Raw genomic sequence first — 12871 nt, 5'->3', positions numbered from 1 at the left:
ATGAAATCTATTCGTGTGCTGGTAATTGATGATTCTGCATTTATGCGTAAGGTTATTAAGGATATGCTGGAATCAGACCAACGTATTCAAGTAATTGCTACAGCCCGTAATGGTGAGGACGGGATTAGGAAAATAAAAAAGTTGTCACCAGATGTTGTAACATTGGATATTCATATGCCTGTAATGGATGGTATTACAGCACTTCAATACATTATGGGTGAATGCCCTGTTCCTGTTGTAATGTTATCGAGCGCTACTGCAGAGGGGGCAGACAAAACCTTACAGGCAATTTCTAATGGAGCAGTTGATTTTATAACGAAGCCTTCAGGAAATCTATCGATAGAGAATGGTCAGATAACACAAGAAATTATTAGTAAAGTAATAGCAGCGTCTGGTGTATCTATTACGGAAAAACCTGAAGAGTCTACGATACAATCTACTGACATTCCTGTCCAAAACGGGAAACAGACATATAGCAGAACGATTGTAACCATTGGTACGTCAACGGGAGGGCCACGCGCTTTACAACAAGTAATACCTTGCCTACCGTCTGATTTTTCAGCGCCGATTTTGATTGTTCAACATATGCCTCCTGGCTTTACCAAGTCTCTTGCAGAGCGTCTGAATTCAATGTCAGCAGTTCATGTCAAAGAGGCAGTTCATGGTGAAGTCCTTGAGGATGGAACAGCATATATTGCCCCTGGCAATTACCATATGCATGTTAAAAAACGTGGAATAGCGATGGTTGTGGAATTATCTCAAAAAGAACCAGTTAACGGGCATAGGCCTTCTGTTGATGTGTTGTTTGAATCTGCAGGTGACTTAGATCAAACAAACAAAATTGCCGTTATTTTAACGGGAATGGGAAGCGATGGATCTAACGGAATCAAGAGGATGAAAACAATAGATCCTTCTACAATAACCATAGCGGAATCAGAAAAGACAGCCGTTATTTATGGAATGCCAAAATCTGCGGTTAAAACGAACTGTGTTAATCACATTGTGGCATTAAACCAGGTTGCTGATACGCTTGAAAATCTGGTGAACGTATAAGAGTATATAGACTTTGTCTCATAGCCGAAAAGTATTTTTAGAATTGCCAATTAGGTTTATTATCAAAATATAAAAAAGAAAAACGGAGGCGTGAAAAATGGAAACAGGAACTTCACTTAATAGAAAAGTTATTATTTTTCAATTGCAGAATGAAGAGTATGCAGTATCAGTACAGCAAGTAGGGGCAATAGAAAGGGTGCTCCCGATTACACGAGTACCTCAAACTGCTGACTTTGTTAAAGGTGTGATAAATCTGCGAGGAGTTGTAACACCAGTCATTGATTTGCGCGTCAGATTTAATCTCGAAGCAACAGAATACAATGAATCTACTAGAATTATTATTATTAATTTGGAAGATATGGAAGTCGGTTTGATCGTAGATGCTGCCAATGATGTAATGGATATTTCTGAAGAGGCAATCGAGCCACCACCTGAAGTAATTGGAACTGTAGATGTAGACTATATCGAAGGTGTTGTGAAAATGGAAGATCGATTGTTCATTCTTCTTGATCTTGAGAAGGTTTTAACGGTTGATCAAATGAAGGAATTACATGGAGTGGAAGGGTCTTAATAAATGAACGACTTTACAAACCTAACCAACGTACAAAAAGATGTGCTTCGAGAAATAGGTAATATTGGAGCAGGAAATGCAGCAACCTCCATGGCAAAATTACTTAATAAGAAAATTGATATGCAAGTCCCTTCAGTTAAAGTGGTAAGTTTTGATGAAGTAATGGAATTAATTGGAGGGCCTGATGAACTAATTGCTGCAGTGTTTTTCCGAATACAGGGAGAGGCACCTGGGACAGTGTATTTTATATTATCTATTGAAGAGGCGGAATTCTTGGTTAATGAAATAGTACCTGGAAATAAAGGGAATTTACTCGGTGAGACAGCCAACGACTTTGCTATCTCTGCATTGCAGGAGGCGGGGAATATTTTGACTGGTTCTTATTTATCCGCGTTGTCAGACTTTACTAGTATCAATATGCAGCCCTCTGTACCTTATTTAAGTATTGATATGGCTGGTGCTATTTTGACAGTAGGGTTATTAGAGTTATCGCAAGTCTCAGATTACGCCATTATCATTGATACCAAAATTAATGAACAAGAAGAGCAAAAAGGTGTTCAGGGGAATTTCTTGCTAATACCTGATCCAGCTTCACTCACTAAGTTATTTCATGCATTAGGAATTACGGAATATGATTGAGGTTAACTCTATAGTGAAAGTTGGTATAGCAGATTTAAATATAGTAACAGCACCAGGTGTTATCCGGACTTCTGGACTTGGATCATGTGTAGGTGTAGTAATTTATGATGATGTTAAGCGGATAGCAGGACTTTCCCACGTCCTTCTACCAGATTCTAATTTGGCAAAACAGGCGGAACTAAATGCTTATAAATATGCAGATACTGCCATCCCGATCCTAGTTAATAAATTAATTGACGAGGGTGCTAGAAAGTATGCATTAAAAGCAAAACTGGCTGGTGGGGCACAAATGTTTCACTTCACTTCTAATTCTGACATTATGCGAATTGGCCCACGAAATTCTGAAGCAGTTTTAGCTATTTTACAAGATTTGCGCATTCCAGTTATCGCAGCCGATACGGGTGGCAACGTGGGGAGAACAATAGAGTTTAATCCTGAAACAAGTAAATTGAAAATAAAAAAAGCTAGTAAAGAGGAACAACTGATTTAATTGAAGCTAGTTGGTTTAATAGTAGAGAGGGAGGAGTTAATGATGACGGTGAACAAGTCTTCTCATGAACAAAAGTTGTGGCATGATTGGCAGACCCGAAAGGATAACGATGCTGCAAATGAACTCATTCAAACATATATGTATCTTGTAAGCTACCATACTGATCGAATCTCCAGTCATTTGCCGAGTAGTGTAAATAGGGATGATGTTAAGAGTTTTGGATTGCTCGGATTATATGATGCCCTTAAAAAGTTCGAACCAGCTCGAGATCTTAAGTTTGATACATATGCATCCTTCCGTATCAGAGGAGCAATTATGGATGGGTTGAGAAGAGAAGACTGGCTTCCTAGATCATTACGTGAGAAAACGAAAAAACTGGAGCAGCTAACCCATTCACTTGAACAAGCACTCCAACGCATGCCGACAATGGAAGAGATAGCTGAAAAGGCTGGACTGGGAGTGAAAGAAGTGGAAACCATCTTAAATGATTCATTATTTGCGAATGTCCTATCCATCGAAGAAAAACCAAAAGATGGAAGAAGTGAATTAAAAGAGGGAATCGGCTATGCTGTACCTGATGAAACAACGGTTTTACCTGAGCTCAATGTTCTTTCAAATGAATTAAAGAAAGAACTAGCAGAAGGTATTAGCAGTTTAAATGAAAATGAACAAATGGTGATCAGTTTGTTTTACCAGGATGAATTGTCTTTAACGGAAATTGGCCAGGTACTCGGCCTAACTACTTCCCGTATCTCACAGATTCATAAAAAGTCTATCGTCAAATTAAGAAGTACGCTCAAAAAAATCCAGGCTGTCAACTAACAAACCATTCTTCTTACATCTAGATGCCTGAGTAGAAGTTTAACACTTATGCTTTAAAAGGTTGTTCAAAAAGTCCGGTATAAATGACACATCGGTACTACTGAACTTCTGTTAAAACCGTCCACGTCCTGTGGACAACACAGAAGTCAACACATCCTGTGTAAGCCCGGTACTCAAAGCTACGCAGCCTTGAACTTCGACGCATAGGACGTGTTAGTGTCGGCGTTGCAATAAATCTTTTCGGTGGGGCGAGTTAGCGCAGGCCCAGGACGTTGTGGTTTTAGCCGACCTCGGTCCTTTATATCCTCCTTTTGAACACGTTCTTTAAAAACAGGATAAGGAGAAGAAGTGATGAAACAGTTAAGAGAATGCTTTCAAGTCGTTTTAGAGAAGGATGGCTTATCTGCTGAATTGGATTGTCTTGATAGGGAGATGTACAGGGAATTAAAGGTAGATGAGGAAATCTTAATTACCTTTATGAAAGAGAAGCAAATTCACTATGGACTTAACCAAACTTATTTTCAACAACTTATAGCCAAAGAGGATCTTTCTTTTCCTATTACGATTGCAGAAGGTAAGCCAGCTATAAATGGAATAGACGGGGAAATTGTCTATCATTCTAACTTTACTACGGAAATAGATCGCGATTCCAACGCAAATTTCCGCAATATTATGCGGATTCCTGCCGCAACAACTGGACAGAAGCTTGCTACATTAAAACCACCTACAAATGAGGAAGATGGAATTAACATTTTCAACAAGAAAATAAGAGCCAAGCCAGGCAAGACGGCTTTATTAAAACCAGGTAAAAACGTGGTATTTCATCAGGAAGACCAATCTTTCTATGCGGAAGCGGAAGGGCAACTGAGCATAATGGGTAATACGTTACATGTTTATCCAGTCTATGAAGTGCATGAGACACTTTCTATGAAATACGGCAATCTTGACTTTGTTGGGACCATTATTATTCACGGAGATGTCCCCTCAGGGTTTTCGGTTAAGGCTACAGCAGACATCAAAATTTATGGTCTAGTGGAAGCGGCCACCATCATTGCAGGTGGGACAGTTTATATTGCAGAAGGACTTGCAGGTCAGAAGGAAGGTTCCGTAGTAGCAGGAGAAACAGTCAGAGTTGGGTATATTAATCAGGGCAGCGTGGTGGCAGAAAAGGATATTTTTGTAGAGAACTCCATTCTTCACAGTACTTGTTCAGCAGGTGAAAAGGTCTATTGCCAAAAAGGTAATATTATTGGTGGCAGTGTATCTGCGGGTAAATTTGTGGAAGCGATGGATGTTGGCAACAGACTACTTATAAAAACAGAGATTTCCCTTGGTATAAACAAGCTAGCTTTGGAAAAAGAGCAAGTATTAGTTAGAAAAAAGAAGGAATTAGAAGATGAGATAGCGAAACTCTCTATACTGGGTAAAAGGATGGAAAACACATCTCTTACAACAAGCGAGGTAAAATTACGCATTACAAAACTAAGGCAGCGAAATCTTTATGAAAAAGCTTGTAATGAACTTGCCACCGTCACGGAAAGTCTTAAAATGGTTAAAGTCACGTTAGGAAATGAACAAACGGCCTTCATTACTGTTAGGCAAAATCTTTACCGTAACGTCAGGATTGCTTTTGGGAAATATAAAAAAGCGATCAAGTCAGATTCGCATTATGTAAGATTAGAGATGAACAAGAACGAAATCGTAACACATCCATTATTCAGCTAATTCAGGGATTGCTCCCAAAAAGGGAAGTGTGGTTATGAGTTGGCGTTCTATAGAAATGCAGGTAGCCTTGCCAAGAACACAGGATGCAGGTAAAATGCAAGAACAACAAATGAAACAGAACCAGCATTTTCAAGAGTCCTTAGCTGGAGTGCAGTTAAAACAACAACTGGAAAAGCGAAAACAGGTGACTAGGTCTGAAACCACGGAGAAAATTAAAAAGGAAGACAAACGTACTAATTGCTCCGAACAGAATGAGAAAGAGCAGGAACAGCAATCTATAAACAAAAATGACCACCCTTTTTTAGGAAAGAGGATAGATTTTAACGGATAGTAGGGAGAATTATAATTATATGGAATCTTTTTTACTGATTATTAGTTTTTTATTACATATCGTGACACTCACTATTATATTTCAGCTTTTTAAGCAAAGATCCCAGCCAAAGTCTGATACACAAACAGAAGAGTTAGTCACATTATTGGAAACATACCTTCAAGAAGTAAAAGAGGAAAATGATCGATTACAGGAAGCAATAAGTAGCGAAGAAGATATGGCAACTTCTGTACCTAAGGGAGTTGCTTATGAACCCGTTCGTTCTCAAGCAAACTATGATTACAGTGAACAAGAGAATTCATCGTATACTCCACCAGCCCCAATTGAGGAAGATCAAGTGGAAGCATCCTTGCAAAGTAGGATACTCCAATTGCACCATAGGGGAAAAAGCAATACCGAAATTGCAAAGCAATTGGACTGCGGCAAGACAGAAGTTGAGCTTATTATAAAATTGTATGCAAAAAATGGTGAATAATACTTGCTTAGAGGCGAACGGTATGATATATTAACTTTTGGTGTAAATACTATGTTCATATATTAATGAACGAGGTACGAAAACACGCACGTTCCGTGATTTGTATAGTGGGTGCTGTATAACAGTCTCTATATAAAGATGACCTGAACGGAGGAATAAAACCTTAGGAGGAAGATATTATGTCAGCAATTTCTATGAAGCAACTACTTGAAGCTGGTGTACATTTCGGACATCAGACTCGCCGTTGGAATCCAAAGATGAAAAAATACATCTTTACAGAGCGTAACGGCATCTACATCATTGACCTACAAAAAACAGTTAAAAAGGTTGATGAAGCGTACAATTACGTGAAGGAAATCGCGTCAAATGGCGGGACTGTACTTTTCGTTGGTACAAAAAAACAAGCACAGGACTCTGTCCGTGACGAAGCAACTCGTTCTGGTATGTTTTATGTAAACCAGCGCTGGTTGGGTGGAACACTTACTAACTTCCAAACAATTCGTAAACGTATCAACCGTCTTAAAGACATTGAGCGTATGGAAGAAGATGGTACTTTTGAAGTACTACCTAAAAAAGAAGTAGTAAACCTTTTAAAAGAAAAAGAACGTCTAGTAAAATTCCTTGGTGGAATTAAAGAAATGACTAAATTGCCAGATGCATTGTTCGTTATCGACCCACGTAAAGAGCGCATCGCTATCGCAGAAGCTCACAAGTTAAACATTCCGATTATCGGAATTGTTGATACTAACTGTGATCCAGACGAAATCGATTATGTAATCCCTGCAAACGATGATGCTATTCGTGCAGTAAAACTTTTGACATCTAAAATGGCAGATGCTATTTTGGAAGTGAAACAAGGCGAAGAAACAGAAGAAGTGCAGGCTGAAGAAGAAACAGTGACTGCTGCTGAATCAAATCAAGAGTAAATTCAAGTAAAAGGTGAGGGTGATAAGAGGATAAGAGCCTTTTATCGCCCTTTTTTAAAGCAAAAAACCTAGAAAATGACTTAATCCAAGGAGGAATTATAATGGCAATTACTGCAAAAATGGTTAAAGAGCTACGCGAAAAAACAGGTGCAGGAATGATGGATTGTAAAAAAGCACTTCAAGAAACTGAAGGCGATATTGATAAAGCGGTAGACTATCTTCGTGAGAAAGGTATCTCTAAAGCTGCTAAAAAAGCAGATCGTATTGCTGCAGAAGGATCTACTTACATTGAAGTTGTAGACAATAGTGCTGTATTACTTGAAGTAAACTGTGAAACAGATTTCGTTACAAAAAATGATCAGTTCAAAAATTTGTTAGCAGATCTTGGTAAACATATTGTTAACCATAAGCCGGAAACTGTTGAAGAAGCACTTCAACAAGAACTTCACGGAAATGGCGATACAGTAGAAACATATATCAACTCTACTGTTGCTACAATTGGAGAAAAAATCTCTCTACGTCGTTTTACAGTTCTAACCAAAACAGATAATGATGCATTTGGTTCATACCTACACATGGGTGGACGTATTGGTGTACTTGCTTTACTTGAAGGTACAACAGACGAAGATCTTGCAAAAGATGTTGCGATGCACGTAGCTGCAGTTAACCCTCGTTATGTATCTCGTGATGCAGTATCTGAAGAAGAAGTAAATCATGAGCGCGAAGTATTAAAAACACAAGCGTTAAACGAAGGAAAACCTGCTAATATCGTTGAAAAAATGGTAGAAGGTCGTCTTGGTAAATTCTTTGAAGAAATTTGTCTTTTAGAACAAAGCTTCGTTAAAGATCCAGACCAAAAAGTGAAGAAAATTGTAGCTGATAAAGGTGCTACTGTTCAAACTTTCATCCGTTATGAAGTTGGAGAAGGAATGGAAAAACGTGAAGAAAACTTTGCTGATGAAGTAATGAGCCAAATTAAAAAATAATAAACCACATAGGGAGCACTCGTTGTTCCCTATTTCTCCAAATTACTTTACTCTTCTTTTGCTTCTGTTGTTTATATGTGCAACAAAAAAGCAAACAAAGACCTATTAGTGGTAGAAACCCTAAAAAATCTTATTTATTCATGGAGGTTATTATGACAACAGCTCGTTACCGAAGAATAGTACTAAAGTTAAGCGGAGAAGCCTTAAGTGGTGAACAGGGTTATGGCATTGAGCCAAAGATTATAAAATCCGTTGCCGAACAGGTGAAAGCAATCTCGGAATTAGATGTAGAAATAGCGATCGTTGTTGGCGGTGGTAACATCTGGCGTGGAAAAGTTGGAAGTGAAATGGGTATGGATCGTGCAAATGCCGATTATATGGGAATGCTTGCTACCATCATGAACTCACTGGCATTGCAAGACGGATTGGAAAACATAGGTATTCCAACAAGAGTACAGACTTCCATTGAAATGCGTCAAGTTGCAGAGCCGTACATAAGAAGAAAAGCTATTCGCCATTTAGAGAAAAAGCGAGTTGTGATCTTTGCGGCTGGTACTGGTAACCCGTATTTCTCTACAGACACAACAGCCGCGTTACGAGCTGCAGAAATCGAAGCAGAAGTAATTCTAATGGCCAAAAATAATGTTGACGGTGTCTACACAGATGATCCGAAAATAAATAAAAATGCTGAGAAGTATGAGCAACTGTCCTATATGGAAATGCTAAATGAAGGCTTAGGTGTAATGGATTCAACTGCTTCAACTCTTTGTATGGATAATGATATTCCACTAATTGTCTTCTCAATCACAGAAGAAGGCAACATAAAACGCGTTGTCCAAGGTGAAAACATTGGTACAATAATAAGGGGGAAATAAAAATGTCAGAGTCAATTATGAAAGATATGAAGGATAAAATGTCACAGGCAGTACAGGCTTTTTCAAAGAGTTTGGCTACTGTCCGTGCAGGTAGAGCGAATCCAGGGATTCTGGATAACGTTTATGTCGATTACTATGGTGCTTCCACTCCATTAAATCAACTCGCTTCAGTAAATGCACCAGAAGCTAGATTGCTTGTTATTACACCATATGATAAATCAGCGATCCAAGAAGTAGAAAGAGCAATCCAAAAAGCAGATTTAGGATTATCCCCATCTAATGATGGAAATGTGATTCGTATTAATATTCCTGCTTTGACGGAAGAACGCCGTAAAGACTTAATTAAAGTTGTTGGAAAATATGCGGAAGAGTCTCGTGTTCAAATTCGCAATATCCGCAGAGATGCGAATGATCAACTGAAAAAGTCAGATGATCTAACTGAAGATGATGTGCGAGCTGCACAGGACGATGTACAAAAAGAAACAGACCAGCACATTGCTCGTATTGATCAACTTGCAAGGGATAAAGAGAAAGAAATTACGGAAGTTTAACTCATACCCTTTTCTGTTCAATAAGTTGTAATAGCCCTCTTCTTATAAGGGGGCTTTTCTTTTCTTTCAACGGTTATGCTGGATCACATCTAGAAGTAGTCCCCGTATCATATCTGTCAAAATCATGATATAGTGAAGGGGAGGTTCATTGGTAGGTAAGTGAACACCCGTAAACGAATAGAAAAGAATTTAAATAAAAACTAAAAAGAAGTATGAGATGAATTAGAATGAAGGATTCAATTTAAAAATTACATAACGTATTCCTTTATTCCGATATAATTCTCTTGGCTTTTAATGATATAATGATAATTCATACCACCTATACTGAATAGAATGTATTGATTCACGCATACACATATATTATGTGCGTGAGGGTATGGATAATCAATTGCATTCGGAGGACATAAGATGTCAATGAAACTTCCTTTTTTCAAATCGAAACAAACAGATGATTATAAAGAACATAAGGATATAGAAAATATTCCAAACCATGTTGCAATCATAATGGATGGGAATGGGCGGTGGGCCAAAAAACGGTCACTCCCACGAATTGCTGGGCATAAGGAAGGCGTAAATGCCGTGATGAAAGTTGTACGCGCTGCGAGTAACTATAACGTTAAAGTTCTCACATTATATGCCTTTTCCACAGAAAACTGGAAAAGACCGAAATCAGAAATAGATTTTTTAATGAAACTACCAAAGGAATTCTTACATATTTACCTTCCAGAATTAATGGAGAAAAATGTACGAATAGAAACAATTGGAGATTTCGATGCACTCCCAGCCCATACAAAGAAAGCAGTACAGTATGCAAAGGATAAAACAAAGAATAATGATGGATTATTATTAAATTTTGCATTAAACTATGGTAGTAGGTATGAAATCATGCAGGCTATTAAGCAAATCATGACAGATATCGATTGCTCGAAGATTACGCTTGATTCGTTGGATGAAAAAGCTTTCTCCAATTATTTGTATACAGAAGGATTAAGCGACCCGGATTTATTAATCCGTACAAGTGGAGAGCAAAGGTTGAGTAACTTTCTGCTTTGGCAATTGGCCTATACAGAATTTTGGTTTACTGACGTGCTGTGGCCTGACTTTAGCGAGGATGTTTTCGTTGAAGCACTGCATGAATATCAGCAGCGTAAGCGCCGCTACGGAGGAATTTAGGTGATTATAGCATTATGAAACAAAGAATACTGACAGCAATTGTCGCACTTATAATCTTTGTCCCATTTGTAATCTTTGGTGGATTACCATTCGAAATACTTGTATATATCATGGCTACAATAGGCTTAATTGAGCTAATGCGAATGAGGGAAATTGGAAAGTATTCTGTATCTTCAGCGTTGGGAATACTATTACTTTGGATGCTCATGCTTCCTTCTGCTGGATTTGATTTTATCTCGATACCAGAAGCATTTTTCCATAAATCAGATGTTATTATGTTAGTCGTATTGCTTTTATTATCCTACACAGTGCTTGTAAAGAATAGATTTTCTTTCGACCATGCAGGTTTTATTTTACTTTCGACTATTTATGTAGGAATGGGTTTCTCGTTCCTTATTGAAACAAGAAATTATATAGATGATGGGCTGGCTACGATTGTGTATGTGTTTCTTGTTATTTGGGCAACAGATACAGGAGCATATTTTTTCGGACGAGCATTTGGAAAGAAAAAACTTTGGCCAAAGATCAGTCCGAATAAGACAGTCGAAGGGGCTATTGGTGGTGTAATACTCGCATGTATTGTGGCAGTTATATTCCATGTATTTAGTCCAATTCAACATCATTCTATGTTAGTGATGGTATTGGTAACAGTACTAGCCTCTATTTTTGGTCAAATTGGGGATCTAGTAGAATCCGCGTTCAAGCGGCATTATGGTGTAAAAGACTCGGGTGACATACTGCCTGGTCATGGCGGTATCTTAGATCGTTTTGACAGTATGTTATTTGTTTTACCAGTCCTGCATTTCATCGGCTTTGTGTAATTTTAGAAATATTTATGACTCGGCCATCGTATACTAAAAAAGTCACCCATACTAAATAATGGCAATCTCCTGAATATCAACTATTGATATCGGGTTAAAGGAAGGTGTTTTTATTGAACACAGTTATCGCATTTATCTTCATGTTTGGGCTACTCGTATTTATACATGAATGGGGCCACCTCATATTTGCAAAACGTGCTGGCATGTTGGCACGAGAATTTGCTATTGGTTTTGGTCCAAAGATCTTTGCCTTTACCCGCAATGAGACAGTATATACAATACGTCTATTACCGGTTGGCGGTTATGTGCGTGTAGCAGGAGAAGACCCAGAGATAATTGATTTAAAACCAGGCTACCATGTTGGACTTGAATTTAACGAGCAAGGAAAAGTAAACCGTATTATCGTGGATAATAAGTCTAAGCATCCCCATGCGAGGATTGTCGAGATAGAACACGCAGACTTGGATCACCGTTTGGTTATCGAGGGTTATGAGCCAGATGAGCATGATGAAAAACTACACTTTGAAGTAGACCGTAAAGCATTCTTTGTTATGGAAGAAAAAGAGACACAAATTGCACCATACGACCGCCAGTTTGCTTCTAAGAGTATAGGAAAACGAGCAATGCAATTGTTTGCTGGCCCTATGATGAACTTTATTTTAGCAATGGTAATTTTCTTCATCCTTGGTCTAATCCAGGGGGCACCTGTTGATGAAGCAAAAATGGGTAAAATTCTCGAAGATAGCCCAGCTGAAACAGCAGGACTACAAGAGAATGATGAAGTGGTCCAAATAGGTGATACGTCGGTATCCTCTTGGGACGAGTTTACGACAATTGTTAGAGAAAATCCGGGACAGGAACTGGATATTGTCATAGAACGTAATGGTGAACAGCTACCACTAACTGTAACGCCTAACGCAGTAAAAGTTGAGGGCGTAGATGGTCAAGAAACAATTGGCCAATTAGGTGTAAACCTAGCCTATGAAAAATCAGTACTTGGTACACTAAAATATGGTTTCACCCAAACCTATGATACAACAAAATTAATCTTAACGAATCTTGCTATGCTCGTTACAGGGCAGGTTCCCATTGACATGCTATCGGGCCCTGTTGGAATTTATGATGCTACAGACCAGGTAGTTCAAACTGGGTTTATGAATTTTCTTCTATGGACAGCAATCCTAAGTATTAATCTTGGTATAGTTAACCTCGTTCCACTTCCAGCACTTGATGGTGGTCGACTATTATTTGTAGGAATTGAAGCGATCCGAGGCAAACCAATTGCTCCTGAAAAAGAAGGTATCTTTCACTTCGTCGGTTTCGCACTACTCATGCTACTAATGATCGTCGTAACATGGAATGACATCCAACGACTATTTTTATAAAGGTAAATTTACTATTGTAATCATAGGTGACTCCCTGCAGTGTTTCGT

The 12871-nt window shown here is 38.5% G+C and carries 15 protein-coding genes; all 15 read left to right on the top strand.

The window, feature by feature from the left end:
* The 15 genes from K3T81_RS07950 (at position 1) to rseP (ending at position 12823) form a co-directional block, all read left to right on the top strand.
* Positions 1 to 1053 carry a protein-glutamate methylesterase/protein-glutamine glutaminase gene (locus K3T81_RS07950; RefSeq protein WP_238019253.1) on the top strand — a complete coding sequence of 351 codons (1053 nt, stop codon included), beginning with the start codon at positions 1 to 3 and terminating at the stop codon, positions 1051 to 1053.
* 97 nt (positions 1054 to 1150) lie between these two features.
* Positions 1151 to 1624: a chemotaxis protein CheW gene (locus K3T81_RS07945; RefSeq protein WP_238019251.1), complete on the top strand. Its 474-nt coding sequence runs from the start codon at positions 1151 to 1153 to the stop codon at positions 1622 to 1624.
* 3 nt (positions 1625 to 1627) lie between these two features.
* The gene (locus K3T81_RS07940; protein WP_238019250.1) at positions 1628 to 2263 is read left to right on the top strand and encodes a chemotaxis protein CheC; all 636 of its coding nucleotides are present in this window, start codon (positions 1628 to 1630) and stop codon (positions 2261 to 2263) included.
* A complete protein-coding gene (locus K3T81_RS07935; protein ID WP_238019247.1) occupies positions 2256 to 2753 on the top strand; it encodes a chemotaxis protein CheD in 498 nt (165 codons plus the stop codon). The genes K3T81_RS07940 and K3T81_RS07935 overlap by 8 nt, the downstream gene beginning before the upstream one ends.
* Positions 2754 to 2795: 42 nt before the next feature.
* A complete protein-coding gene (locus tag K3T81_RS07930) occupies positions 2796 to 3575 on the top strand; it encodes a FliA/WhiG family RNA polymerase sigma factor (protein WP_275949825.1) in 780 nt (259 codons plus the stop codon).
* A gap of 351 nt (positions 3576 to 3926) precedes the next feature.
* Positions 3927 to 5300, top strand: coding sequence for a DUF342 domain-containing protein (locus tag K3T81_RS07925; protein WP_238019243.1), 1374 nt, complete (start codon positions 3927 to 3929; stop codon positions 5298 to 5300).
* Positions 5301 to 5334: 34 nt separating this feature from the next.
* Positions 5335 to 5631: a hypothetical protein gene (locus tag K3T81_RS07920; protein WP_238019241.1), complete on the top strand. Its 297-nt coding sequence runs from the start codon at positions 5335 to 5337 to the stop codon at positions 5629 to 5631.
* 19 nt (positions 5632 to 5650) lie between these two features.
* Complete coding sequence (locus K3T81_RS07915) at positions 5651 to 6106, top strand: DUF6115 domain-containing protein (protein WP_106896674.1); 456 nt, start codon at positions 5651 to 5653, stop codon at positions 6104 to 6106.
* A gap of 179 nt (positions 6107 to 6285) precedes the next feature.
* Positions 6286 to 7032, top strand: coding sequence for a 30S ribosomal protein S2 (gene rpsB, locus K3T81_RS07910; RefSeq protein ID WP_238019239.1), 747 nt, complete (start codon positions 6286 to 6288; stop codon positions 7030 to 7032).
* Between the two features lie 101 nt (positions 7033 to 7133).
* Complete coding sequence (tsf, locus tag K3T81_RS07905; protein ID WP_238019237.1) at positions 7134 to 8018, top strand: translation elongation factor Ts; 885 nt, start codon at positions 7134 to 7136, stop codon at positions 8016 to 8018.
* A gap of 152 nt (positions 8019 to 8170) precedes the next feature.
* A complete protein-coding gene (gene pyrH, locus K3T81_RS07900) occupies positions 8171 to 8893 on the top strand; it encodes a UMP kinase (protein ID WP_238019235.1) in 723 nt (240 codons plus the stop codon).
* A gap of 2 nt (positions 8894 to 8895) precedes the next feature.
* Positions 8896 to 9444: a ribosome recycling factor gene (frr, locus tag K3T81_RS07895; protein WP_238019233.1), complete on the top strand. Its 549-nt coding sequence runs from the start codon at positions 8896 to 8898 to the stop codon at positions 9442 to 9444.
* Between the two features lie 408 nt (positions 9445 to 9852).
* The gene (locus K3T81_RS07890) at positions 9853 to 10617 is read left to right on the top strand and encodes an isoprenyl transferase (protein WP_238019231.1); all 765 of its coding nucleotides are present in this window, start codon (positions 9853 to 9855) and stop codon (positions 10615 to 10617) included.
* A gap of 14 nt (positions 10618 to 10631) precedes the next feature.
* The gene (locus tag K3T81_RS07885) at positions 10632 to 11438 is read left to right on the top strand and encodes a phosphatidate cytidylyltransferase (RefSeq protein WP_238019230.1); all 807 of its coding nucleotides are present in this window, start codon (positions 10632 to 10634) and stop codon (positions 11436 to 11438) included.
* A 113-nt stretch (positions 11439 to 11551) separates the two neighbouring features.
* Positions 11552 to 12823 carry an RIP metalloprotease RseP gene (gene rseP, locus K3T81_RS07880; protein ID WP_238019228.1) on the top strand — a complete coding sequence of 424 codons (1272 nt, stop codon included), beginning with the start codon at positions 11552 to 11554 and terminating at the stop codon, positions 12821 to 12823.
* Positions 12824 to 12871 lie beyond the last annotated feature (48 nt).

This window comes from Oceanobacillus jordanicus (assembly GCF_022095695.1).
Taxonomy (GTDB): Bacteria; Bacillota; Bacilli; order Bacillales; family Amphibacillaceae; genus Oceanobacillus_B; species Oceanobacillus_B jordanicus.
This window is presented reverse-complemented; position numbering and strand designations above follow the sequence as displayed.